The organism is Pseudoxanthomonas mexicana (genome assembly GCF_046736355.1).
Taxonomy (GTDB): Bacteria; Pseudomonadota; Gammaproteobacteria; order Xanthomonadales; family Xanthomonadaceae; genus Pseudoxanthomonas_A; species Pseudoxanthomonas_A mexicana_B.
Genome location: NZ_CP157201.1, coordinates 1,757,013 through 1,780,637, shown reverse-complemented (window position 1 = coordinate 1,780,637; position 23,625 = coordinate 1,757,013). Strand labels below are relative to the sequence as shown.

27 protein-coding genes and 1 tRNA gene are annotated in these 23,625 nt (G+C 68.1%); 13 read left to right on the top strand and 15 right to left on the bottom strand.

From position 1 onward, the window contains the following. Positions 1 to 67: 67 nt before the first annotated feature. The 4 genes from AAG688_RS08265 (at position 68) to AAG688_RS08250 (ending at position 2,356) form a co-directional block, all read left to right on the top strand. A complete protein-coding gene (locus AAG688_RS08265; protein WP_411834862.1) occupies positions 68 to 244 on the top strand; it encodes a hypothetical protein in 177 nt (58 codons plus the stop codon). A gap of 10 nt (positions 245 to 254) precedes the next feature. Further along, a complete protein-coding gene (locus AAG688_RS08260) occupies positions 255 to 1,208 on the top strand; it encodes a Ku protein (RefSeq protein ID WP_411834861.1) in 954 nt (317 codons plus the stop codon). A 94-nt stretch (positions 1,209 to 1,302) separates the two neighbouring features. Beyond that, a complete protein-coding gene (locus AAG688_RS08255) occupies positions 1,303 to 1,695 on the top strand; it encodes a hypothetical protein (protein WP_411834859.1) in 393 nt (130 codons plus the stop codon). Positions 1,696 to 1,816: 121 nt separating this feature from the next. After that, positions 1,817 to 2,356: a type 1 glutamine amidotransferase domain-containing protein gene (locus AAG688_RS08250; RefSeq protein ID WP_411834858.1), complete on the top strand. Its 540-nt coding sequence runs from the start codon at positions 1,817 to 1,819 to the stop codon at positions 2,354 to 2,356. A 202-nt stretch (positions 2,357 to 2,558) separates the two neighbouring features. Here the strand turns inward: AAG688_RS08250 and AAG688_RS08245 are convergent, their stop codons facing one another. The 5 genes from AAG688_RS08245 to AAG688_RS08225 form a co-directional block, all read right to left on the bottom strand. Further along, on the bottom strand, positions 2,559 to 2,729 hold the full coding sequence (locus tag AAG688_RS08245; protein ID WP_411834856.1) for a hypothetical protein: 171 nt from the start codon (positions 2,727 to 2,729) through the stop codon (positions 2,559 to 2,561). 188 nt (positions 2,730 to 2,917) lie between these two features. Then, complete coding sequence (locus tag AAG688_RS08240; RefSeq protein WP_411834855.1) at positions 2,918 to 3,223, bottom strand: hypothetical protein; 306 nt, start codon at positions 3,221 to 3,223, stop codon at positions 2,918 to 2,920. A 24-nt stretch (positions 3,224 to 3,247) separates the two neighbouring features. Further along, positions 3,248 to 3,757 carry a ferritin-like domain-containing protein gene (locus tag AAG688_RS08235; RefSeq protein ID WP_411834854.1) on the bottom strand — a complete coding sequence of 170 codons (510 nt, stop codon included), beginning with the start codon at positions 3,755 to 3,757 and terminating at the stop codon, positions 3,248 to 3,250. 122 nt (positions 3,758 to 3,879) lie between these two features. Continuing rightward, positions 3,880 to 4,746 carry an SDR family oxidoreductase gene (locus AAG688_RS08230; RefSeq protein WP_411834853.1) on the bottom strand — a complete coding sequence of 289 codons (867 nt, stop codon included), beginning with the start codon at positions 4,744 to 4,746 and terminating at the stop codon, positions 3,880 to 3,882. A gap of 56 nt (positions 4,747 to 4,802) precedes the next feature. After that, complete coding sequence (locus AAG688_RS08225) at positions 4,803 to 5,180, bottom strand: sensory rhodopsin transducer (protein ID WP_411834852.1); 378 nt, start codon at positions 5,178 to 5,180, stop codon at positions 4,803 to 4,805. A 57-nt stretch (positions 5,181 to 5,237) separates the two neighbouring features. Here AAG688_RS08225 and AAG688_RS08220 point away from each other — a divergent pair, with 57 nt between their 5' ends. Beyond that, the gene (locus AAG688_RS08220; RefSeq protein WP_411834851.1) at positions 5,238 to 6,254 is read left to right on the top strand and encodes a TIGR03885 family FMN-dependent LLM class oxidoreductase; all 1,017 of its coding nucleotides are present in this window, start codon (positions 5,238 to 5,240) and stop codon (positions 6,252 to 6,254) included. Here AAG688_RS08220 and AAG688_RS08215 read toward each other — a convergent pair. Further along, positions 6,190 to 7,782 (bottom strand): alpha-amylase family glycosyl hydrolase, encoded by a 1,593-nt coding sequence (locus tag AAG688_RS08215; RefSeq protein WP_411834850.1) that lies wholly within the window; start codon positions 7,780 to 7,782, stop codon positions 6,190 to 6,192. The two genes, AAG688_RS08220 and AAG688_RS08215, sit on opposite strands and share 65 nt — an antisense overlap. A gap of 290 nt (positions 7,783 to 8,072) precedes the next feature. On the opposite strand from AAG688_RS08215, the gene AAG688_RS08210 reads away from it, so the two are divergent. After that, positions 8,073 to 8,462: an Arm DNA-binding domain-containing protein gene (locus AAG688_RS08210; RefSeq protein ID WP_411834849.1), complete on the top strand. Its 390-nt coding sequence runs from the start codon at positions 8,073 to 8,075 to the stop codon at positions 8,460 to 8,462. Here AAG688_RS08210 and AAG688_RS08205 read toward each other — a convergent pair. The 4 genes from AAG688_RS08205 to AAG688_RS08190 all read right to left on the bottom strand — a co-directional run bounded on the left by AAG688_RS08205 (position 8,419) and on the right by AAG688_RS08190 (position 11,815). Beyond that, the gene (locus AAG688_RS08205; RefSeq protein WP_411834848.1) at positions 8,419 to 9,354 is read right to left on the bottom strand and encodes a NotI family restriction endonuclease; all 936 of its coding nucleotides are present in this window, start codon (positions 9,352 to 9,354) and stop codon (positions 8,419 to 8,421) included. The two genes, AAG688_RS08210 and AAG688_RS08205, sit on opposite strands and share 44 nt — an antisense overlap. Further along, entirely contained in the window at positions 9,351 to 10,469 is a 1,119-nt protein-coding gene (locus AAG688_RS08200) for a DNA-methyltransferase (protein ID WP_411834847.1), read from the bottom strand. Before AAG688_RS08200 ends, AAG688_RS08205 begins: the two co-directional genes overlap by 4 nt. Positions 10,470 to 10,558: 89 nt before the next feature. Then, a tRNA-Ser gene (locus AAG688_RS08195) sits at positions 10,559 to 10,646 on the bottom strand. A 149-nt stretch (positions 10,647 to 10,795) separates the two neighbouring features. Next, a complete protein-coding gene (locus AAG688_RS08190; RefSeq protein ID WP_411834846.1) occupies positions 10,796 to 11,815 on the bottom strand; it encodes a LysR family transcriptional regulator in 1,020 nt (339 codons plus the stop codon). Between the two features lie 104 nt (positions 11,816 to 11,919). Between AAG688_RS08190 and AAG688_RS08185 the strand changes: the two genes are divergently transcribed. Further along, positions 11,920 to 12,501 carry an FMN-dependent NADH-azoreductase gene (locus AAG688_RS08185; protein ID WP_411834844.1) on the top strand — a complete coding sequence of 194 codons (582 nt, stop codon included), beginning with the start codon at positions 11,920 to 11,922 and terminating at the stop codon, positions 12,499 to 12,501. 609 nt (positions 12,502 to 13,110) lie between these two features. Here AAG688_RS08185 and serS read toward each other — a convergent pair. Next, a complete protein-coding gene (gene serS / locus AAG688_RS08180) occupies positions 13,111 to 14,391 on the bottom strand; it encodes a serine--tRNA ligase (RefSeq protein ID WP_411834843.1) in 1,281 nt (426 codons plus the stop codon). Between the two features lie 109 nt (positions 14,392 to 14,500). On the opposite strand from serS, the gene AAG688_RS08175 reads away from it, so the two are divergent. Continuing rightward, positions 14,501 to 15,151: an energy transducer TonB gene (locus AAG688_RS08175; RefSeq protein ID WP_411834842.1), complete on the top strand. Its 651-nt coding sequence runs from the start codon at positions 14,501 to 14,503 to the stop codon at positions 15,149 to 15,151. A gap of 185 nt (positions 15,152 to 15,336) precedes the next feature. Continuing rightward, positions 15,337 to 15,894: an energy transducer TonB gene (locus AAG688_RS08170; RefSeq protein WP_411834841.1), complete on the top strand. Its 558-nt coding sequence runs from the start codon at positions 15,337 to 15,339 to the stop codon at positions 15,892 to 15,894. 146 nt (positions 15,895 to 16,040) lie between these two features. Here the strand turns inward: AAG688_RS08170 and aroA are convergent, their stop codons facing one another. The 3 genes from aroA to serC form a co-directional block, all read right to left on the bottom strand. Further along, entirely contained in the window at positions 16,041 to 17,354 is a 1,314-nt protein-coding gene (gene aroA / locus AAG688_RS08165) for a 3-phosphoshikimate 1-carboxyvinyltransferase (protein WP_411834840.1), read from the bottom strand. Between the two features lie 157 nt (positions 17,355 to 17,511). Further along, positions 17,512 to 18,669, bottom strand: a complete 1,158-nt coding sequence (gene pheA / locus AAG688_RS08160; RefSeq protein ID WP_411834839.1) for a prephenate dehydratase — start codon at positions 18,667 to 18,669, stop codon at positions 17,512 to 17,514. Positions 18,670 to 18,779: 110 nt separating this feature from the next. Then, a complete protein-coding gene (gene serC, locus AAG688_RS08155; protein WP_411834838.1) occupies positions 18,780 to 19,865 on the bottom strand; it encodes a 3-phosphoserine/phosphohydroxythreonine transaminase in 1,086 nt (361 codons plus the stop codon). 196 nt (positions 19,866 to 20,061) lie between these two features. On the opposite strand from serC, the gene msrP reads away from it, so the two are divergent. Further along, entirely contained in the window at positions 20,062 to 21,030 is a 969-nt protein-coding gene (msrP, locus tag AAG688_RS08150; protein ID WP_411834837.1) for a protein-methionine-sulfoxide reductase catalytic subunit MsrP, read from the top strand. Beyond that, positions 21,027 to 21,671 (top strand): protein-methionine-sulfoxide reductase heme-binding subunit MsrQ, encoded by a 645-nt coding sequence (gene msrQ, locus AAG688_RS08145; RefSeq protein WP_411834963.1) that lies wholly within the window; start codon positions 21,027 to 21,029, stop codon positions 21,669 to 21,671. Before msrP ends, msrQ begins: the two co-directional genes overlap by 4 nt. On the opposite strand, the gene AAG688_RS08140 is transcribed toward msrQ, so the two are convergent. Next, positions 21,631 to 22,434 (bottom strand): FHA domain-containing protein, encoded by an 804-nt coding sequence (locus AAG688_RS08140; protein WP_411834836.1) that lies wholly within the window; start codon positions 22,432 to 22,434, stop codon positions 21,631 to 21,633. The two genes, msrQ and AAG688_RS08140, sit on opposite strands and share 41 nt — an antisense overlap. 105 nt (positions 22,435 to 22,539) lie before the next feature. Between AAG688_RS08140 and AAG688_RS08135 the strand changes: the two genes are divergently transcribed. Further along, positions 22,540 to 22,815 carry a polyhydroxyalkanoic acid system family protein gene (locus AAG688_RS08135; RefSeq protein WP_411834835.1) on the top strand — a complete coding sequence of 92 codons (276 nt, stop codon included), beginning with the start codon at positions 22,540 to 22,542 and terminating at the stop codon, positions 22,813 to 22,815. A 133-nt stretch (positions 22,816 to 22,948) separates the two neighbouring features. After that, on the top strand, positions 22,949 to 23,503 hold the full coding sequence (locus tag AAG688_RS08130) for a phasin family protein (RefSeq protein WP_411834834.1): 555 nt from the start codon (positions 22,949 to 22,951) through the stop codon (positions 23,501 to 23,503). Positions 23,504 to 23,625 lie beyond the last annotated feature (122 nt).

The following is a 23,625-nucleotide window of genomic DNA, read 5'->3' as shown; positions in this document are numbered from 1 at the left end:
GGCGGTTTCACGGCGTTTTCAGGCCGCTGGCGGGACAGTGTCGCGGCCCCCCTTCGGAGATCAGCAGATGGCACGCGACCGCAAGGATCCGCCCGGCCCGGGCGAGAACCGGCAGGCCTGGGAAACGCCCCACGAGCAGCAGCTCCGGCAGGCGCACGAGAGCGACAACCACGACGAGGCGCTGGAGGAAACCTTCCCCGCCAGCGATCCGGTGTCGCCGTTCGTGCCGGCACGCATGCCCTAGGGAGACACCGATGGCACGCCCGATCTGGTCCGGCACCCTGTCGTTCGGGCTGCTCAACGTCCCCGTCTCGCTGATGTCCGGCGAGCGCAAGGTCGACCTGCAGTTCCGCATGCTCGATTCGCGCGACCGCAAGCCGATACGCTTCGAGCGGGTCAACGCCGAGACCGGCGAGGAAGTGCCGTGGAAGGACATCGTCAAGGCCTTCGAGTACGACAAGGGCAGCTACGTCGTCATCGAGAAGGAGGACATCGCCGGCGCCGCACCGGAGAGCCACGAGTCGGTGGACGTGGAGACCTTCGTCGATGCGGCCGGCATCGACTACCGCTACTTCGAGAAACCCTACATCCTGGTGCCGGCCAAGAAGGCCGAGAAAGGCTACGTGCTGCTGCGCGAGACGCTCAAGGCGACCGGAAAGGCCGGCATCGCGCGTGTGGTCATCCGCACCCGTCAGTACCTGTGCGCGGTGCTGCCGCAGGGCGATGCGATCGTGCTGATCCTGCTGCGCTACCCGCAGGAACTGGTGGATCCGCAGGATTACCGGCTGCCGGCCAGTGGCGACGATTCCTACCGCATCACCGCCAGGGAAAAGGAGATGGCGCGGCAGTTGATCGATTCGATGTCGAGCGAATGGAATCCCGAGGACTACCACGACGAGTTCCGCGAACGCCTGCAGCAGATTATCCAGAAGCGGATCAAGTCGAAGGGACGCACCGCCAAGGTGGCCGAGGAAGCGGAAGCGCCGGAAGGGACCGCGACCAACGTGGTCGACTTCATGGCGCTGCTGCAGGAAAGCCTGCAGAGCAAGCGCCGCACCCCGGCGCGCAAGCAGGCCGCCACCACGCGCAAGGCGGCCAAGGCGGCGAAGGCCGGCAAGGCCGCCAAATCCGCCAAGCCCGAGGCCGGCGCCGAGGCCGCCAGGCCGCGCAAGCGCGCCGCTTCGCCGGGCAAGCGCCGCAGCGCCTGAGATGCGCGCGCATCGGCCGCCGCGCCCCGTCACCCGGCCGTAACCCCTGCGCGCTATCTTTGCGGTTCCTTCCAGGCACCGGGGAGACAGAGCGATGACGGCAATGCCCAAGGCCGGCGGTTCCTACCGCGACGACTGCGCCTGCATCGACATCAATGCCGAACTGCGCTACTGGCAGACGAGGTTTTCCTTCGCTGCGCCGGCCATTCCGGCCGGACGCTTCGAGGATCTGAAGCCCACGCTCAAGTTCGCCTACGATGCCTATCTCAAGTGGCATCGCGAGCCCTGGGAAATGCTGGCGCCGCGCCTGCAGCATGCCTATGGCCGCCTGCCCTCGCGCGATCGCCTGGACTGGACGCAGGCGGAGGAAATCATCCGCGAGGTATGGCTGCGCATCGGCAGCGCCGGCACCTGTTGCGACGGCTCGCCCGCGCACGTCCATCGGCCCGCGCCCGGCATGCGCATGTCGATGCAACAGACCGCCTGAGCAGTAGCGCAAACACCCGCGCCAGCGCGGCAAAGCGCCATGCCGGCGTCGCCACGCTTCACCTGCCACGGACGCGGCGATCCCTATGCTGCGATGACCTTCCCCCAGGAGCATCGCACGCATGAGCCATCTCACCGGCAAGACCCTCGCCCTGCTGGCCACCGACGGCTTCGAGCAGTCGGAACTGCTCGAACCCAGGCGCCTGCTCGAAGCGCATGGCGCGCGCGTCGACGTGGTTTCCCCCGACGGCAAGCAGAAGATCCGCGGCTGGAAGGACAAGGACTGGGGTGACGAAGTACAGGTCGACGTTCCGCTTTCGAAAGCAGACCCCGTCGCCTACGACGCGCTGGTGCTGCCCGGCGGCGTCATCAACCCCGATACGCTGCGCGGCGACAGCAAGGCGATCGCCTTCATCAGGGACATGGCCGGCGCGGGCAAGCCGGTGGCCGCCATCTGCCACGGCCCCTGGCTGCTGGCCGAGAGCGGATTGGCCAAGGGTCGCCGGCTGACTTCCTGGCCCTCGGTGAAGACCGACCTGACCAACGCCGGCGCGCACTGGCAGGATGCCGAAGTCGTGGTGGACGGCAACATCATCACCAGCCGCAAGCCCGACGACATCCCCGCCTTCAGCGCCGCCATCGCCCAGTCGCTGGCGGGATAGGCGCCACGAGTGGATGGGATGGGGGCGCGCGAAAAGCGCCTTCGTCCATCCATTCGGGCATCCCGCCTTCGGGGGCAGGCTTTTCTCCCGCAAGCGGGAGAAATAACCGCGAACAAACATTCGGTCCCGCGCTTAATTTCGAATTCTCCAAAAGAAACGCCTCGGCAAGCCGAGGCGTTTTTCCTTGCGACCCTCGCCGGGATCAGCGCTGTTGCTGCTCACGGGTGTTCTGATCGCCCTGCTGGCGGTTGCGCTGGTCTTCCTGCTGGCGATTCGGATCCTGGTGCTGCTGCTGACGCTGCTGGTTCGGATCGTTCGGCTGCTTCTGGTTCTGGTTGTTCTGGTTGGGGTTCTGGGGATTGTTCTGGGCCATCTCGGTAACTCCTTTTGACTCAGGCGGGATTGCCTGGAGAAAAGCGTAGGACACCACGCGTAAAGCGAAGGTGCGGCCCTGGCGCCGGAAACATCACAAGCTGGAAACGGCATTCATTTCACGACCCACTGATCGCCGCACAGGACATCGCGCCGGCGCGTGCTCCTTCGTCTTCAACGGAAGTGGAATCAGGATTTCGAACCGCGCTTGTCGTCCGCGTCCGTCGCCGCCGCATCCGTCCCGGCCTCGCCGGCGGGCGCAGCCTGGGATCCGCCCCAGGTCCCGGCCTGGCCGAAATTCGGCTGGACGCGTCCACTGGCGTCGTCGGAATCGCTGCTCTCCGGGCCGCGCTCGGTGTTGGGCACGGCCGGAAGATCGGCCGAAGGATCGTCGCGCGAGGTTCCCCGCGGGATGCCGGTCCCTTCCGGTTCGGATCCGGTTCCCCGGTACGCGGCCTGGCGGACATCTTGCTGATCGAGCGGCTTGCTGGTCATCGCGTTTCTCCCTGCGCTGGCCGATCAGGCCGCGCGCTTGTTCTGGCGGGCCGCTTCCTGGTTGCCGCCCTGCTCGGCGAGCATGGTCAGCTTCTCGTCGGTCGCCTTCTCTTCCTGCAGCGTTTCCAGCAGCAGCGGCAGCGCCTTGCTGTAGCCGAGCTGCTTGGCCAGCGCGGCCAGGGTGCCGTAGGCGGCGATCTCGTAGTGCTCCACCTTCTGCGCGCCGCCGATGAGCGCGGCATCGCGCAACGGGCCGGCGGCGACCGAATCGATGATTTCCTTGCCTTCCTCCACCAGGCCCTCCATCGCCGCGCACTTGATCCGCTTGAGCTTGATGTCGAGCGTTTCGACCACCTGGTCGATGCGTTCGATCTGGCCCTGTGTTTCCTCCAGATGGGCTTCGAACGCGGCCGCCAGATCCGGATTGGAAGCGGCGCGCGCCAGCTTTGGCAGGGCCTTGGTCAGCTGCTTTTCCGCGCTGTAGATGTCGGACAGTTCATGGATGAACAACTCTTCGATGGTCTTGACGCTCATGGGGGATTCCTCGTGCGGGGATGATGGGCAAGCGGCGCCGGGAGGTGCCGCGTGCCACCCTATCGATGCCGCCGTTACGACGAACCGACGCGCGGGTGAAGAGAACCGAAACCGGCCGGCCTTCAGAGCAGCGCCGAACCGCCGGCAACGGTCAGCAGCGCGCCCGAGGTGTAGCTGGCGCCGTCGGCGGCCAGCATCACGTAGGCCGAGGCCAGCTCGGCCGGCTGGCCCGGACGGCCGAAAGGCACCTGCGATCCGAAGTTCTTCACCGATTCCTCGTCCATGCCCGCCGGGATGAAGGGCGTCCACACCGGGCCGGGCAGCACCGCGTTGACGCGGATGCCGCGTTCGGCCAGCAGCTCGGCCAGGCCCAGCGTCAGGTTGGCAACCGCGCCCTTGGTGGCGGCATAGGGGAAGATGTTGGCGCTGGGTTTCTTCGAGTTGACCGACGCGGTGTTGATGATCGAGCCGCCCTCGGGCATGTGCGGCAGCGCCAGGCGGATCAGGTTGAACGGCGCATGCACGTTGGTGGCGAAGGTCTTCTCCCACTCGTCGAGGGTGATGTCCTCGAACTTCTCGAAATACTTCTGGTAGGCGGCGTTGTTGACCAGCACGTCGATGCCGCCGAATCCGGCGGCCACCTTCTCCACCAGTTCCCGCGCGTGTCCGCGATCGCTGATGTCGCCCGGCACCAGCAAGGCCCTGGCGCCGGCGCCCTCGATCAGCGCGCGCACGCTTTCGGCATCCTGCTGCTCTTCGGGAAGGTAGGCGATGGCCACGTCCGCGCCCTCGCGTGCGAAGGCGATCGCCACCGCCGCGCCGATGCCGCTGTCGCCGCCGGTGATGAGGGTCCGCTTGCCCTTGAGCAGGCCGTGGCCGACGTAGCTTTCCTCGCCGTGATCGGGCGTCGGATCCAGCTTGGCGGTCTTGCCGGGAAACGATTGCTGCTGCGGCTTGAACGGCGGGCGCGGGTAGCGTGGAACGGGCATGGCAGGCTCCTTGGGGCGGGGAAAGGCGAGCGCGGCGCGCCGGGAGCGCACCCGGTTCAATCGCAGGGATGCGCCATCGTGGTCATGAGCGCGTTGGCGGCCTGGCGCGAGTCCAGCCGCGTGTGCTGGACGACCACGCGGACGCTGGATCGGATAAGCGAGGCGAACGGCGTTTCCTTCGGAATCGGCTCCGGATCGCGGAGGTCGTTGAAGCGCAGGTGGAAGGTGCGCTGTGCGCCGACGGTGAGGCGGTAGGGTCCGCAGGCGGGTCGGTCCTCGAAGAAGATCATGATCTCGAGCTCGGCGTCGCGATCCGATGCGTTCAGTACGCAGCACGTCTCGTGGCTTTCCAGCGCGGGTTCCGGGCCGTGGCTCCATCCGGGGATGTAGCCCTCGGCGATGGCCCAGGTCCTGCTTCCGATCTCATCGCTCATGACGTCGTTTTATCGCCGTCCGTGTTGGCATAAAGTCAATGCCGCAGGAAGACGCCGATGGCCATGCTCGGTTTCCATGCATCGCACGAACAGTTCGCGCCGCAGGCGCTGCTCGAACACCTGCGCCGGGCCGAAGCCGGCGGCTTCGGCGCGGCGATGTGCTCGGAGCACTTCCATCCCTGGAGCCGCGCGCAGGGCCAGTCGGGCAACGCCTGGGCATGGAGCGGCGCGGCGATGGCGACCACCGCGCTCACCCTGGGCATGGTCAACTGCCCGACCGGCCGCCACCATCCGGCGGTCGTGGCGCAGGCCGCTGCGACGCTGGAGCTGATGTTCCCCGGCCGCTTCTGGCTGGCGGTCGGCAGCGGCGAGGCGCTGAACGAGGCCATCACCGGCCAGCCCTGGCCTGACAAGGCGCAACGCAACGCGCGCCTGCGCGAATGCGTGGAGGTGATGCGCGCGCTGTGGCGCGGCGAGTGCGTCGATCACCACGGCGCGGTCGTCGTCGAGCATGCCCGGCTGTTCTCGCGGCCGGCACGGCCGATCCCGCTGATCGCCGCCGCGCTGACGCCGGAGACCGCGCGCTGGGCCGGCGCATGGGCCGATGGCCTGATCACCGTCAGCGCCGAACGCGCGCAGCAACGGCGCATTGCCGACGCATTCCGCGAAGGCGGCGGCGAAGGCAAGCCGATGTGGCTGCAGGTCAAGCTGTCCTATGACCGCGACGACGACGCCGCGATGGCCGGCGCGATGGCGCAGTGGCGCACCAACGTGCTGCCGCCGGCGGCCACGCAGTTGCTGCGGCAGCCGGAGCAGTTCGAAGCGCTGGCCGAACGGGTGGACGAGGTGGAAATGGCGCGCAAGGTGCGCGTGTCCGCCGACCCCGGGCTGCAGGCCCGGTGGCTGCAGGAAGATCTCGAACAGGGCTTCGAGCGGCTGTACCTGCACAACGTCAATCTTTCGCAGGAACGCTTCATCGACGATTTCGGCCGCGACGTGCTGCCGCGGTTCAGCGCGTCCGGCGGCCTTGCAACCAGCAATAACCGTACGGTTGCAGCGCCACCCGGTCGCTGAGCGGCCGCGCGCCGCGCGCCACCTTCGTCGCGTCGAGGACGAAATCCGCGGGCAACGCGGCCTGCCGGAGCTCGCCGGAAAGATTGACCAGCGCCAGTAGCGGCGTCGGCGCATCGGCGTAGTGGCAGCTTAGGATCCCGGGCGTGCCGGCATCCTCGTAGCGGCAGTGGGTATCGAAGGCGGGCAGGCCGCGACGGGCCGCGAGCAGTTCGCGCACGCGCGCCAGCAGCGAATCCGGATCGTCGCGCTGCGCCGCCACGTTGATCCGGCCGTGGCCGAAAGGCCCTGCGGAAATCGGCCGGCGCCACGCCCGCTCCGGGCGATCGCCGAAGCCGGCGCCCTCCCCGGCCGTCCACTGCATCGGCGTGCGCACCGACTGGCGCTCGGGCAGCGCCAGTTCCTCGCCCATGCCTATCTCGTCGCCGTAGCGCAGCACCGGTACCTGCCCGATCGACAGGATCAACGCATGCGCCATCGCGATGCGCGCCACGTCGCCGCCCAGCATCGGCGCCAGCCGGCGCCGGATGCCGCGGCCGTAGATGCGCATCCACGGTTCCGGCGCGAACGCCCGCATCACCTGCTCGCGCTCGTCCTCGTCGAGCTGCTCCAGATCCAGTTCGTCGTTGTTGCGCAGCCACATCAGCCGCGTCGAGGCGGGCGCATCGGCCGGGTACTCGGCCGCGGTGGCCGCGATCTCGCGAGCGTCCTCGCAGGCCAGCGCGAGGAACAGGTGGTTGTTGAAGTGGAAGTCGAGCAGGTGCGAGAGCTTCCGGCCGTGATCGAGGTAGGTTCCGTACTCGCCCGCGGCCACGTCGGCCTCGCCGATCAGGATCGGGTCATCGAGGTGCTCGCCGGCCTTGCGGCGCATTTCGCCCAGCAGCCAGCGCCCCTGCTCAGCCGGATCGGCCTCGCGGGCACGCTCCACCATGTAGGGCAGCGCGTCGATGCGGAACCCGGCCACGCCGCGACGCAGCCAGAATTCCATGATCCGGAACATTTCCTCGCGCACCGCGGGATGCGCGGTATCCAGGTCCGGCTCGTGCGGATAGAACAGATGGCGGTAGTACTGCCGCGCGCACGCGTCCCAGGTCCAGATGCCGGCCTGCACCGGCGGGAACATCGGATCGTGGCCGTGATCCTCGGGTGCGTCGCGCCACAGGTAGCGCGCACGGAAAGGCGACGCCGGATCCCGGCGCGCCTGCTGGAACCAGTGGTGGCGGTCGGAGGTGTGCTGCAGGACCAGTTCGACGACGATGCCGATGCCGCGCCGCCGCGCTTCGCGCACCAGCCGGTCGAACGCCGCCAGATCGCCCAGCCTCGGATCCACGGCGCAGTGATCGACGATGTCGTAGCCGCCATCGCGTCCGCCCGAGACGAAGAACGGCAGCAGCCAGAGGGTCGACACGCCCAGCTCGGCCAGGTAGTCGAGCTTCCCGGTGATGCCATCCAGCGTGCCCCATCCATGCCCGTCCGAGTCGCGGAACAGGTAGGGATCGATCTGGTAGAGGGCGTTGCAGTGGATCTTCATGGCCGGCCGCGCGGGGAAACCCGGTACAGCTTCGCGGCCGTGCGGTCGGCGGTGGGTGAAGCCGCGCGCCAAGGGGCATTGGCGGAGAGAGTGGGATTCGAACCCACGGAAGGTTTGACCCTTCGCCGATTTTCAAGTATTCAGCGAGTTGATTTTACACGCCCTCACGAGGCTTCCGTAAGTGTTATTTTTCTTTACAAATCATAGTCTTATCATTGTTTCGTCATTGTCGGAGGTTGTCCTACATTTGCGTGGACTGCTTACGTTGCACTTACGCGAGGACTTCAACGATGGCGAGACTCACCAAGTCCGTAGTGGATCGGCTGCCTGCACCATCTACCGGCTACGCGCTCCATTGGGACGAACAAGACCGGGGCTTCGGCCTCCGCATCACCAAGGACGGCAAGAAGAGCTATGTCGTCCAAGGCCGCGTCCACGGCAAGGAACTCCGGCTGACCATTGGCCCCCACGGCGTGTTCACCGTGGACCAAGCACGGGAGGCCGCACGCGAGCACCTGCGGAACATGCGGCTATGTCGAGGCAGAAGTTCTGTCTTGGCTCGACGACCAGATGCGTCAAAACACCAGCCAGTCACCCCGCCAGCAAGCGGCGATCTGACGACCAGCAAACACGGAGTTATTCGGGCTTGCCCGCTAACCGATTGCTGCTCCTGCGATTAGCTCGGCTCCCGGCGTTGCGAATAAGCCCAGCGTAAAAAAAATACACGGGACGGAACAACGTAGCGGGCGAAATCTTGGCCTGTAGCGTGGAGATGATCTGCTCTAGCTCGATACGCGCCTCAGCTTGCAGGCCAAGGCACGTTGCGATGCCGTCAGCATCGGTACTTAGCCGAGAGGCCATCGACAAGCGGAAGTTTCCGTCATCGGCACGCGCCATCCGGTAGGAGTGGAGGTGCATCGAGTCACCGACCGCCGCTGGATTCTTCATGTGGTCAAACTTGAATTCTTTGGTCATGTAGGCCAGGAACTTGTCTTGCACCACGAGAACGAGCTTCCGATTGACATGCTCGAACGTCTGCACCTTGTGATGCATCTGGACGAGGATCGTCTTCGCGGTCATCTTCCAGTTCATGCCAAAGGACTTGTCGGACTCTTCGCCGTTGTCCCCGCGTGCGACGCCCAGCTCTTTGAGCAGGCGCTGCCGTTCAGGCCATACGGTGCCCGTCGTATCGAGCGTTTGCAGTTCGATACCCACAAAGTCCCGAACCTTGCCTTCCTTCGCCGACACAAGGACATAGTCGATGCTTCCACCGGGCACGGTGACCTCGGACACTAAATGAAGCTCGTTCCCCGGTTCGTGGCTGGTCAGCAGATGCAAACAGTCGGTGAAGATCTGCCCGCGCTGGATAAGGCGCGTGGGGCAAATGATGATCGGCTCCGGCTCGCGCCCATAGAGAACGGTACAGGAGCCAATCGAAATCTCGGGGTTAGACTTCCGAACCTTGTAGCAGCGCTTGCCGAGAAACGGGCACTGCTGATCCGCGATTTCATTTTGCCAGTCAATACCCGGCGCGTCGCCGGCTTTGCCGAACAGTTCGACAACTTTGCTCATAGAAGACCATCGCACCTTTCTTGCGAGAGTTCGAGATAGTGACGCGATATGTCGATGCCCACTGACTTGAGGCCAAGATTACCGGCGGCGAGCAGAGTTGTGCCAGTCCCGCAAAATGGATCAAGCACTATGCCACCGGGTGGGCACGTGGCAAGCAACGGTCGCCGACAAAGGTCTATAGGATACGGGGCGAAGTGCGCGCCGCGTCGTTGCGTATCCTCAGGAATGATTTCCCACACGTCGCCGGGCTTGCTTCCATTGGGATGGTACTTGAGGAAGTAGAAGCCTTTGTCTCGAAGCTCTTTTGCTCGGCCTGAAACCTTCTCACTATCCGAATGCGTGGCGCGTTGCTGACCACGAATAATCATGCGGAAGTCAGAGACGTTACCAGCGCCCACGTCGGCAAGCATACGGTCAAGGGCAGCGAAGGCAGCCTTCTTCTCGTTCTCGTCGAGAGCCGTGGAAAGCTCAAGCTGCCTCTTGTAGCGGACGCCGGAGACGCCTGTAGCTGAAACAACTGCGCCATTGACGACTTTCGCCTCGCGCGGTTTCGAGCGAATGGCGTCAGCGTTGTAGTAGTAGCCCTTCGGCTGCTTCACGAAGTGAAAGAGATTCTCATGGACGTTGGCTAGGCGATCTTTGCTGTTATCCATGCCGCCCTTCAACTTGTTCCAGACGACGCTGTTCCGCATCGTCCAGCCTTGGACGTCAGTCAACTCAAAAGCGACCCTCCACGGAATCCCGAGCAAGCTCTTGCCGTTGTAGGTGTCACCGATATTGAGCCAGAACGACCCCGTGGGCTTTAGGACTCGCTTCAGCTCCAAGAAGATGGCAGCCAAGTCCTTTACGAAGTCCCTGTAGTCGGCCTCAAGACCGATACCCCCGTTCTCGTACTCGCGCTTCCCCCAATACGGCGGGGAAGTCATAGCGAAGTCGATGGACTCATCAGGTAGGGACTTGAGAACGGCGAGCGCATCGCCGTTGAGCAGCAGCGGGCGCAGCGTTGCTTCCCGCTGGTAGGCAGCGAATGCGTGCCCGTAGTCTTTCGAGACGATCTGTGGTGACGACTGGTCGCTATCGCTTACGGTTTGCTTACGGTCGGTTGCGCCGCTCACTACCTCGATGCTCCCATCACTCACTGAAATCCTCTCGCTTCATGGCACTTACTAGTGATGCGAAATTCCGCGTAAGTGCTTGTTTTTAATGGCGGAAGAGGTGGGATTCGAACCCACGGATGGTTGCCCATCGCCGGTTTTCAAGACCGGTGCCTTAAACCGCTCGGCCACTCTTCCTACAACTGTTTTCAAGACCGGTGCCTTAAACCGCTCGGCCATCTCTCCGTTGTTACCGCATCGCCGCGCCCTGCGCCTTAGCGCCCCGGCCGGCGCGACATTCTGCCATGCGCGGGCGGCTTGTCGAGGCAGCGCCCGCCCGCGGGGCTTCAGGAGGCCTTGCGCGCCTTGCCGTTGCGGTTGTTGTCGAGGGCGGTGGCGATGGCCTTCTCGGCGGCGTCGGCGCATTTGCCGCCGCAGTCCAGGCGCGAGGCCTCGATCTGCTGCGGCAGGTGCTCGGCGAGGAAGTCGATGAACACGCGCACCGCCGGCAGCATGCCGCGGCGCGAGGCGAACACGGCATGGCAGATGCCCTGCGGCAGCGACCACTCCGGCAGTACGACTTCCAGTTCGCCCTTGCGCACGGCCTCGGCGCAGACGGTCTCGGGCAGCAGGGTGATGCCGAAGCCGTCGCGCGCCATCGATTGCAGCAGCGGGAAGTCGAAGCCGGCCAGCCGCGGCTGCAGATCAACGCGCCGCACCTCGCCGGCGGGACCGTGCAGCTCCCAGCGCTGGCGCGCCTCGTCCTCGCTGATGCTCAGGGTCACGTGCTGGACCAGCTCGTCCGGATCGGCGGGGCGGCCGGCGCGATCCAGGTAGCGCGGGCTGGCGACCAGCAGTTCCTGGATCTGTCCGAAGCTGCGCATCACCAGGCTGCCGTCGTCGTCGAGCTTGGCGCGCACGCGCAGGGCCACGTCGTAGCCTTCGTTGATGATGTCCACGCGGCGGTTGTTGACGTGCAGTTGCAGCCGGACCTTGGGGTACTTCTCCAGGAACATCGGCAGGATCTTCGGCAACTGCATCTGCGCCACCGCCACCGGCACGCTGACGCGCACCACGCCGCGCGGCTCGGCGCTGAGGCGATCGACCACCTCGCGCGCGGCCTGTGCCTCGGCCAGCATGGTCTGGGCGTGGCGGTGCACGCTCATGCCGACGTCGGTGACGGCGAAGCGGCGGGTGGAGCGCTGCAGCAGGCGCACGCCCAGGTCGGTCTCCAACTGGCTGATGCGCCGGCTCAGGCGCGACTTGGGGATGCCCAGTGCGCGCTCGGCGGCGGCGAACCCGCCGTGGTCCACCACCATCGCGAAGTAATAGAGGTCGTTGAGATCATGCATGGCCGAAAGTTCCATGTTTAGAACAATCAGTGATTTTTATCACTGTTTATCCCACAAAAGCAACAAACTAAGGTGGCGTCCAACGCGGCCACGGCCGCTCCCACGACTGGACACCCCCGATGAAACTCCTGCATGTCGACAGCAGCGCCCTGGGCGCCAACTCCGTCAGCCGCCAGCTCACCGCCGCCATCGTAGCCCGTTGGCAGGACAATGTGGCCGGGCTGGAGGTCATATATCGCGATCTGGACAACAATCCCCTGCCCCACCTGACCGGTGCGGTGCTGGCCAAGGCCGATCCGGCGGTGGCCGCCGCGGGTGAGCAGGCGTTGCAGGAATTCCTCGACGCCGACGTTGTGGTGGTCGGCGCGCCGATGTACAACTTCTCGGTGCCGTCCACGCTGAAGGCCTGGATCGACCGCATCGCGGTGGCCGGGCGCACCTTCCGCTATACCGAGCAAGGCCCGCAGGGGCTGGCCGGCGGCAAGAAGATCGTCGTCGCCAGCGCGCGCGGCAGCCTGCACGGCGACGATGCGCCGACCGATTTCCAGGAAGCCTACCTGCGCCAGGTGTTCGGCTTCCTCGGCATCGACGATGTCGGGTTCGTCCGCGCCGAGGGCATCGGCCTGGGGCCGCAGCAGCGCGCCGAGGCGATCAGCGGCGCACTGGCGGCGATTGCGGCACCGCTGCGCGAAGCCGCCTGAGTTCGCTGCTGCGGATCATGGCCGGGTTCGGCCCGTGCTGGCGGGTCGATTTGCGTTGAGCGGTCAGGCTCTCGATGGTGGATTGCGCAGTGGCCGGGAGCCTCTTGCGCCAACAGCGCCCTCATCCGCCCTTCGGGCACCTTCTCCCGCGATGCGGGAGAAGGAAACTCCATCAGCGGTCGGCTGCGCCCATGCAGGGTGCAGCGCTTCCTCGACGGTGCATTGCGCAGCAGCCGGGAGCCTGTTGCGCCAACGGCGTCCTCATCCGCCCTTCGGGCACCTTCTCCCGCGATGCGGGAGAAGGGAGTCTCGGCAAGTCAGGCGATGCGTTCGGCGCCGCTCATGTAGGGACGCAGCGCTTCCTCGACGGTGCATTGCGCAGCAGCCGGAAGCCTGTTGCGCCAACAGCGCCCTCATCCGCCCTTCGGGCACCTTCTCCCGCGATGCGGGAGAAGGAAACTCCATCAGCGGTCGGCTGCGCCCATGCAGGGTGCAGCGCTTCCTCGACGGTGCATTGCGCAGCAGCCGGGAGCCTGTTGCGCCAACGGCGTCCTCATCCGCCCTTCGGGCACCTTCTCCCGCGATGCGGGAGAAGGGAGTCTCGGCAAGTCAGGCGATGCGTTCGGCGCCGCTCATGTAGGGACGCAGCGCTTCCGGCACGGTGATCGAGCCGTCGGCGTTCTGGTAGTTCTCCATCACCGCGATCAGCGCGCGGCCGACGGCGGTGCCGGAGCCGTTGAGCGTGTGCACCGGCTCGGGCTTGCCGGTGGCCGGGTTGCGCCAGCGCGCCTGCATGCGGCGGGCCTGGAAATCCTCGCAGTTGGAGCACGAGGAGATTTCGCGATAGGTGCCCTGCGACGGCAGCCATACCTCCAGATCGTAGGTCCTGGTGGCCGAGAAGCCCATGTCGCCGCTGCACAGCAGCATGCGGCGGTACGGCAGGCCCAGCCGCTCCAGCACCGTCTCGGCGGCGCGGGTCATGCGCTCCTGCTCGTCGTAGCTCTCCGACGGGCGCGCGATCGAGACCAGCTCGACCTTCTCGAACTGGTGCTGGCGGATCATGCCGCGCACGTCGCGGCCGCCGCTGCCGGCCTCGGAGCGGAAGCACATCGAATGGGCGGTCATGCGCAGCGGCAGGCGCGCGTCGTCGAGGATCTCGTCGCGGACGATGTTGGTCAGCGGCACTTCCGAGGTCGGGATGAGGTAGCGACGGTGCTCGCCCAGCTCGGTGGCGAACAGGTCCTCCTCGAACTTCGGCAACTGGCCGGTGCCGCGCATCGACTCGGCGTTGACGATCACCGGCACGCTGGTCTCCTCGTAGCCGTGCTCGCCGGTGTGCAGGTCCAGCATGAACTGCGCCAGCGCGCGGTGCAGGCGCGCCAGCTGGCCGCGCAGCACGGTGAAGCGCGCGCCGGACAGCTTGGCGGCGGTGTCGGCGTCCAGCCAGCCGTGGCGCGCGCCCAGTTCGACGTGATCCCTGGCCGGGAAATCGAACGCGCGCGGCGTGCCCCAGCGGTGCTGCTCGACGTTGCCGCTCTCGTCGCTGCCGGCCGGCACGCTGGCGTGCGGCAGGTTGGGGATGCCCAGGGCGATGGCCTCGATCTCTGCGCGGATCTCGTCCAGCCTCGCTTCCGAGGCCTTCAGTTCGTCGCCGAAGCCGGCCACCTCGGCCATCAGTGCGGACACGTCCTCGCCCTTGGCCTTGGCCTGCCCGATGGCCTTGGAACGGGTATTGCGCAGGTTCTGCAATTCCTCGGTGCGCTTCTGGATCCGCTTGCGGTCGGCTTCCAGTTCGGCCAGCCGGGACACGTCCAGCTCGAAGCCGCGGCTGTCCCTGAGGCGCTGGGCGAGTTCGGCGGGCTGGTTGCGGAGCAGGACGGGATCGAGCATGGCGGCGGCGCAAGGGGGAAAGCGGCATTATCGCCCATTCATGCACGATGCCCACCCGCTTCACCGCGGCCATGCCAGAATCGGCGCGCCCACACCGACCCGCGCCTCCATGTCCCTTTCCCGCAACCGTCCCGCCTCCGACATCACCTTCCGCCTGCCGCGGCGCTCGCTGCTCGTCATGGGCGTCGCCTTCGGCGCGGGGCTGCTGCTGTTCGTCGCCGTGTGGCTGGCCGGGCGCGACGACGGTTTCTACACCGCGCCGCCGCGCGAGGACGGCACGCCCGCGGCCGTCCTGGAAGCGCTGCCCGCCCCGCTGCCGGCCGGCGACGGCGCCAGCGGCATGGAAGTGCCGCGCGAACCGCGCGAGGAAGTCCGTCCGCAACTGGTCGAGGCACCGCCGACGCCGCCCGCCGACGCGCCGCTGCCGGCGCCGGTGGATGGCGCGGCATCCGCTCCCGCCGGCGCCAGCGCGGCGCTCGCGCCCGGCGAGGTGCCGGTGCCGATTCCCGGGCAGACGCCGCCGCCGGACTATCCGGTCGCGGCGATGCGCAGCGGCGAGACCGGCACGGTGATGGTGCGGGTCGAGGTCGGCACCGACGGCGTGCCGCTGCGGGTGGAGGTCGAGCAACGCAGCGGTTCGCGCGATCTGGATCGCGCCGCGGTCGAGGCGGTCCGACGGTGGCGCTTCAATCCCGCCCAGCACAACGGGCAGCCGATCGTCGCCAGCGTGGTGATTCCGATCGACTTCAACCTGCAATGATGTTCCCGTCGTTCCCACCTGCGCGGGGATGACGGATGCGTCATCAGGCGATGACGCCCGCTGCACATCGATGAACCCTGGCCCTGGGTGGATCGCGGCTTTACCCGCATCTCACGCAGCGGGAACGAACCTGCGTGCAAGACTTCCGGCGTACGCGAAAACGCGTCGCCCACAGGAGGTTTCCCATGTCCCAGGTTTCCAACGAATTCCGCCAGGACTATCGCGTCGAGGATGCGGCCGTGGAACCCGCGCCGCGCTCCATCGCAAGCCCATTGTTGTGGGGATTGCTGCTGATCGTGCTGGCCGCGGCGGCGGCGTGGTGGTACAGCAACCGCGATGCTTCCGACACGACCGTGCCGATGATGACCGAGCAGACGATGCCGGCGCTGCCGCCGGTCGAACAGCCGGCCACCGTGCCGCGCCAGGCCGCGCCCAGCGCCAACCGCACCGCCTCGCCGGCCATGCCGCAGTCGCGCCCGGCGCGTCCGCTGGCCGGCAACGTAGAGCCGAAGTATCCGCCGGCGGCGCTGCGCTCCGGCATCGGCGGCACGGTGATGGTGCGCGCCGAGATCGACGCCGATGGCCAGCCGGTCGCGGTCAACCTGGTCGAGCGCAGCGGCAACCGCGAGCTGGATCGCGCCGCGCTCAACGCCGTGCGCCAGTGGCGCTTCGAGCCGGCCATCCGCAACGGCCGCGCCACGTCGAGCGTGGTGCAGGTGCCGGTGGACTTCAAGCCGATTTAAGGCTTTGAATCCTTAGCAACCCGAGCAGTCCGCGTTGCCCCATCCGCCCTTCGGGCACCTTCCCCCGCAAGCGGGGGAAGGGAAAAGTCCAAGGCGAAATCCGGATTGCAAACCCAGGAGGGAGGCCCATCCGGCCTCCCTCTCCTTCATGGTGTATGCGCCAGTCCGCAGCCCGCGCCGCGCGCCAGTGCGTCGAAGCCGGGGAAGGACGTGGCCACGTTGGCGACGTCGCCGATACGCACTTCACCCTGCGCGCGCTGCGCCGCCATCGCGAACGCCATCGCGATGCGGTGATCGCCGTGGCTCTCGATGCGGCCACCCTGCAAGGCGCCGGGATGGAGGGTCGCGCCATCGGGCGTCTCGTCGACCCGCAGGCCCAGCGCGCGCAGGCCGGTGGCCATCGCGGCAAGGCGATCGGATTCCTTGACCCGCAGTTCGGCCGCGCCGCGCACGACGGTCGGGCCTTCGGCGCAGGCGGCGGCAACGAACAGCGCGGGGAACTCGTCGATCATGTCCGGCACCAGCGCCTCGGGCACCTCGATGCCGCGCAGCGGCGCGTGCCGCACCAGCAGATCGGCGACCGCCTCGCCACCGTGGACGCGGTGGTTCTCCTCGGCGATGTCCGCGCCCATCATCCGCAGCGCGGCCAGCAGGCCGGTGCGGCGCGGGTTCAACCCGACCGCGCGCAGGCGCAGCCGCGAGCCGGGCACGATGCTGGCGCCGACCAGGAAGAACGCCGCCGACGAGAAATCCGCCGGCACCTCGATGTCGGTCGCGCGCAGCCGCTGGCCGCCGCGCAGGCGCGCGTGCCCGGGCGAGAACTCGATGTCCACGCCGAAGGCGGCCAGCATGCGCTCGGTGTAGTCGCGCGTGGGGTGCGGCTCGCGCACGACGGTCTCGCCCCGTGCGTACAGACCGGCCAGCAGCAGCGCCGACTTGACCTGCGCGCTGGCCACTTCCAGCGTGTGGTCGATGCCGGCCAGCGCCTGGCCGCCGTGGATGCGCAGCGGCGGCAGGCCGCCCTCGGCGGTGTCGATGCGCGCGCCCATCCTGGCCAGCGGCACGGTGACGCGGCGCATCGGCCGGCGCGACAGCGACTCGTCGCCGACCAGCACGCTGTCGAACGGCTGGCCGGCCAGCAGCCCGGCCAGCAGGCGCATGCCGGTGCCGGCGTTGCCGCAGTCCAGATCACCGGCCGGCGGCTTCAATCCATCCACGCCGACGCCGTGCACGATGCGCCGCGAGGCCGAAGGCGTCTCGATGCGCACGCCGAGCCGGGCGAAGATGGCGGCGGTGGCGCGGGTGTCCTCCCCCTCCAGGAAGCCGTCGATGCGCGAGACGCCATCGGCCAGCGCGGCGAACATCACCGCGCGATGCGAGATCGACTTGTCGCCGGGGATGGTCAGTTCGCCGTGCAGCGGTTGGCTCGGGGAGGCGATCCAGTCTTGCTTGCTCGTCATTGCGATCTCTTGCATCTGCTCGTCATTGCAGATCCGTGGATCTGCTCCCTCCCGCGCTTGCGGGGGAGGGTTGGGGTGGGGGCTGCGGATTGGCAGGAAAAGCATCCCCCCATCCGCCCTCCGGGCACCTTCCCCCGCAAGCGGGGGAAGGGATTTTTCATGGCACCGCGACGGGATAGGAACCCAGCACCTTGATCTGCGCCGAGTGCGCCTTCAGTTCGGCCAGCGCCTGCTTCATCGCATCGTCCTCGACGTGGCCGGCCAGGTCGATGAAGAAGCCGTATTCCCACTTGGCGTGGTGCGAGGGCCGCGACTCGATGCGGTTCATGCTGATGCCGTGGCGGGCGAACGGGCTGAGCACGTCGAACAGCGCGCCCGGCTTGTCGTGGATGAACACCAGCACCGAGGTGCGGTCGTGGCCGGAAGGCGGGAAGATGCTGCGGCCGATGACCAGGAAGCGGGTGGTGTTGTCGGCGTCGTCCTGGATCGGGCTCATCACCACCTTCTTCAGCCCGTAGACGTGGCCGGCGCTCTCGCCGCCGATGCAGGCCGCGTCGTCGGCGTTGCGCGCGCGGCGCGCGCCCTCGGCGTTGCTGGACACCGGCACCTTCTCGACCTCGGGCAGGTTGGCGCGCAGCCAGCCGGCGGTCTGCGCGAACGACTGCGGGTGCGCGTGGATGCGCTCGATGTCCTCGATGCGGCCGGTGCGCGACATCAGGTACTGGTGCACGCGCAGCTCGACCTCGCCGCAGATCTTGAGGTTGGAGGTCAGGAACATGTCCAGAGTGACCTGGATGGTGCCCTGCCCCGAGTTCTCCACCGGCACCACGCCGAAATCGGCGTTGCCGCTCTCCACTTCCTGGAACACCTCCTCGATGCTGGCCAGCGGCAGCCCGTGCGCCGAGCGGCCGAAGTGCTTGAGCACGGCCTGCTGGCTGAAGGTGCCTTCCGGGCCGAGGAAGCCGATCTTCAGCGGCTCCTGCTGGGCCAGGCAGGCCGACATGATCTCGCGGAACACGTGCACCAGCAGTTCGTCGCTGAGCGGGCCCTCGTTGCGGTCGACCACCATGCGCAGCACCTGCGCCTCACGCTCGGGCCGGTAGTAGTCCACCGCCGCGGCCAGCTTGCCCTTGGCCTTGCCGACCTGGTGGGCGAAGCGCGCGCGCTCGGCGATCAGCGTCTGGATGCCGCGATCGATCTCGTCGATCTTGGCGCGCACGTCGGCCAGCGCCGGGGCGCCGGCGGGCGTGCCGGCCGGGGCCTTGCCTGTCGGCTTGGCGGCGGGTTTCTTCGCGGGTTTCCTGGGTGCGGCCATGAGGCTTCCGTTCTTCTTCGATTTAGGTTGTGTGGGAGCGAGGTCAGTCGTGACGGGGCTTTGCCGATGTTCCGTCGCGACCGACCTCGCTCCCACAAATGCTTTGTGTCCTAGCCGTGGCGCTGCTGGAAATCGCGCATGAAATCCACCAGCGCCTGCGCGCCCTCGACCGGCATGGCGTTGTACAGCGACGCGCGCAGCCCGCCGACGGCCTTGTGCCCCTTCAGCGCCAGCAGGCCGGCGGCCTTCGATTCGGCGAGGAAGCGCGCGGTCAGCGTCTCGTCCGGCAGGAAGAACGGGATGTTCATCCGCGAGCGCGCCCGCACGGCCACTTCGTTGCGGTAGAAGCCGCCGGAAGCGTCGATGGCGGCGTACACCCGCGCCGACTTGTCGGCGTTGCGGCGGGCGAACGCCTCGACCCCGCCCTGGTCCAGCATCCACTTCACCGTCAGCCCCAGCACGTACCAGTTCCAGGTCGGCGGCGTGTTGAGCATGGAGTCGCGCGCGGCGTGCGAGCGGTAGTCGAAGATGTCGGCGCGCGGCTGGCCGGCGCGTTCGAGCAGGTCGCGGCGCACGATGACCACGGCGATGCCGACCGGGCCGAGGTTCTTCTGCGCGCCGGCGTAGATGGCCGCGTAGCGCGAGACATCGATGGGTTCGGAGGCGATCGACGAGCTGAAGTCGGCGATCAGCGGGACCCCGCCCACGTCCGGCGCGTCGCGGAACTCGACGCCGTGGATGGTCTCGTTGGCGGTGACGTGCACGTAGGCGGCGGCGGGATCCAGCCGCCAGCCCTCGCGCGGCGGGATGTCGCGGAAGCCTTCCGGCTCGCCGTCGGCCACGACGTTGACGGAGGCACAGGGCCTGGCCTGCCTGATCGCGGTCTTGCCCCAGTGGCCGGTCACCACGTAGTCGGCCGCCTGCCCCGGCGCGGCGAAGTTCAGCGGCAGCAGCGCCTGCTGGGTGGTCGCGCCGCCGGACAGGAACAGCACCGCGTAGTCGTCGGGGATGGCCATCAGCCGGCGCAGGTCGGCCTCGGCGCGGGCGGCCAGTTCGATGAACTCGGCGCTGCGGTGGCTGATCTCCACCACCGAGGCGCCGACGCCGTTCCACTCCAGCATTTCCGCCTGGACCTGCCGGAGCACCGGCTCGGGCAGCGTGGCGGGACCGGCACTGAAGTTGTACGCGCGCGTCATAGGGCACCCGGGAAAGGAGCGCCGTAGTATGCCGCAGTGCATCAGTTGCGGGGGCAACCATCGGCGGCCGCGCTGTTCCAATCCGGTGCGCGACTGTTGCAGCGATGGGATGGCGGCTTGCCGGCCGTTCGCGCGCGGTGCAGGCTGGTGGCCGGAAACTGCTGCAGATCCGCCCGTCCCCCACGCGAGGCAACCGATGTCACTCCGCGACGCACTGCGGATACCTTCCGCGCAGATCACCGACGAAACCGTCTACCGCCAGCGCCGCGCGCTGCTGGGCGCGCTGGCGATGACCCCGGCCATCGCCATGTCCGGCTGCGGCGCCGCCGAACCGCCACCGCCGCCGCGCGCGCCGCCGACGCCGGCGCAGGTCCGTTCGGGCTTCCGCACCGACGAGGAACCCACCCGCTACGAAGACATCACCAGCTACAACAATTTCTACGAGTTCGGCACCGGCAAGGCCGATCCCTCGCGCGCGGCCAGGACGCTGCGCACCTCGCCGTGGTCGGTGCAGGTGGGCGGCGAGTGCGAAAAGCCCGGCACGCTGGCGCTGGAGGATCTGCTCAAGGGCCTGCGGCCGGAGGAGCGCGTCTACCGGCTGCGCTGCGTGGAAGGCTGGTCGATGGTGATCCCGTGGCTGGGCGTGCCGCTGGCCGCGGTGCTGAAGAAGTTCGCGCCGACCTCGAAGGCGAAGTACGTCGCCTTCACCACCCTGGCCGATCCGCGGCAGATGCCGGGCCTGGCCTACCGTTCGATCAACTGGCCCTACCGCGAGGGCCTGCGCATCGACGAGGCCATGCATCCGCTGACCCTGCTGGCCACCGGCCTGTACGGCAAGCCGCTGCCGCAGCAGAACGGCGCGCCGCTGCGGCTGGTGGTGCCGTGGAAGTACGGCTTCAAGAGCATCAAGTCGATTGTCGAGATCCGCTTCGTCGAGAAGATGCCGCGCACCGCCTGGCACGATCTGCAGCCTTCCGAATACGGCTTCTTCTCCAACGTCAACCCGCAGGTGGACCACCCGCGCTGGAGCCAGAAGACCGAGCGCCGCATCGCCGGCAGCGCCAGCAAGCTGTTCGCCGAGCGCATCCCCACCCGGCTGTTCAACGGCTACGGCGAGCAGGTGGCGTCGATGTACGCCGGCATGGACCTGGGGAAGTGGTACTGAGCCGCGGGCGCCGCGGCACCGGCCTGATTGCCGCCAAGGCCGGCGTCCACGCCGCCGCGCTGGCGCCGCTGGCGATCCTGGGCTGGCAGATCGCCGAGGTCTGGCGCACCGGCAGCGACGCGCTCGGCGCCGATCCGGTTACCGAAATCGAACACCGCACCGGCCTGTGGGCGCTGCGCCTGCTGCTGCTGACCCTGGCGGTCACGCCGCTGCGCCAGCTCGCCGGCCTGCCGGTGCTGCTGCGCTTCCGGCGGATGCTGGGGCTGTACGCGTTCCTCTACGCCAGCCTGCACCTGGCCGCCTACCTGGTGCTGGACCTACGCGGCTACTGGACGCAGATCTTCGAGGAGATCCTCGAGCGTCCCTACATCACCGCCGGCTTCACCGCCTGGCTGCTGCTGATCCCGCTGGCGGTGACCTCCACCCGGGGCTGGATGCGCCTGCTGGGCCACCGCTGGGGGCAGTTGCACCGGCTGGTCTACGCGATCGGCGTGCTGGCGGTGCTGCACTTCTGGTGGCTGGTCAAGTCGGACCTGCGCGAGCCGCTGTTCTACGCCGGCCTGCTGGCCGCGCTGCTGGGCTGGCGGCTGTGGAAAGGAATCAGACGGCGCCGAACAGCAGCAGCGCACCCAGCGCGCTAGCCATCATCGCCGCGGCCAGCAACAGCCACGGCCAGCGGCCCAGCGCCGGGGTCGCCGCCTTCGCCGGCTCGGCGGCGGGCGTAGGCCCGGGTGTCTCCTGCACGGGTGCTTCATCGCCCAGGCCTGCGCCCGATACCCACGGGATTTCGACGACGTAGCGGTGCTGCGGCCCGAAGAAGATCTGGTCGCCCGCGCCGAGCAGGGCGTCGCGCACCGGCCGGCCGTTGACGCGGCTGCCGCGTCCATCGAGGGCGCGCAGCAGCACGCGATCGCCCTGCAATTCGAGCTGGGCGTGGCGCTCGGCGCAATCCGGGTCGTCGATGCGCAGCGCCGCCTCCGGCGAGCGCCCGACCAGCAGCGGCCGGTCCAGCGGGAAGCTGCGGCCGTGGTTCACCCCGCCGACGCCGCGCAGGGCGATGCGCGGATCGCCTTCGATCACGTCGTCGCGCGGCGGCGGCGTCCGGATCTCGTGGCAGGAGGAAAGGAACTGCAATTCCACGCCATCGACATGCACGGTGTCACCGGCGCGCAGCAGCGCCATGCGCTGCACCGGCCGGCCGTTGACGTGCACGCCGCGCATGCCGCTGGCGACCTGCAGCCACAGCCCGCGCCGGTCCACGCAGATCCGCGCCAGCAGCGCGCCCTGCGCCTGATCGCCGATGCCGAGGGTGCCGCCGGGCTGGCGCACGACCCGGTGCACGCCCGTGGACAACGGGCGCTCGGTCCGGGCGGGGTCGGCGAACTGGAGTCGGAGGTTTTCCACGCGGCAGCAGCCTAGCAGGTTGCGCGCCGGCGTCCAGCGGCGATTGCGGCTTGGAGCCGGCCGCGCGCATGCGCACAATGGCCGCCCGCCAGCCAGGAGCGCGCCATGTCCCGCATCGATATCCAGCACCCGCATTCGAAGACGCCGGCACAGGCGCGCGAGGCGGTGGAGGCGATCGCCGGCAAGCTGTCGGATCGCTTCGGCGTGGATTGCCGCTGGGAAGGCGACACCCTGCACTTCAACCGCACCGGCGTGGAGGGGCGCATCGCGCTGCTGCCCGACGCGCTGCGCGTGAGCGCGGATCTCGGCTTCCTGCTGGCGGCGATGAAAGGCCCGATCGAGGCGGAAATCCGCCGCATCCTCGGCGAGCGGTTCGGCTGACCGGATTGCGCCCCGCCGCACGCGGCTTTCACGCCGCATGCGGCAGGGTCATGCGCGGCGCGATGCGGCTGGTGTGAAAGCTCTAGCGCGCAGGTCGAACCTGACCCCGTCCTTCACAGCGCAGGGAATCCTCATGGCGACGCAGAAGAGATCCGCACGCGGCAAGCCGCAGGCTTCCGACGAATCATGGCAGCCGCAGGCCGAACGCCTTTCCCGGCGCCTGGGCGAATCGGCCCAGCAGGTCTGGCTGGCCGGCATCGGCGCGCTCGGCCGCGCCCAGGCCGAAGGCAGCAAGCTGTTCGACACCCTCGTGCGCGAGGGCCTGTCGCTGGAGCAGGCCACGCGCAAGACCACCCAGGGCCGCGTCGAGGCGATGCGCGAGGCGGTCGAAAGCAGCGTCGCGCATGCGCGCGAAAGCGCCACCGAGACCTGGGACCGGCTGGAAAAGGTGTTCGAGGATCGCGTGCAGCGCGCGCTGCGCCGGCTCGACATCCCCAGCCGCGAAGACCTGGACGCCCTGTCCCGCCGCATCGACGCGCTGGACCCCGCCGCCGGCACCCCGGGCGCGGGCGCCGCGCCGGCGGCCAAGCGCGCGCCGCGCCGCAAGCCGGCGGTTTCCCCCGCGGCCAAGGTGGCGCGCGCCAGCGTCGCCGCGCGCCGCAACGTGGCCAAGAAGCCGGCGGACTGAGCCCGCTTCCTGAACAAATCCGTGTTGCGCGGCAACATGCGACGCGCAACAATCTGCTCGGCCCGCCAGCCCAGCGAAGTACGTATGCTCCCCTCCCCTTACGACTTCGGGCTGGCGGGCCG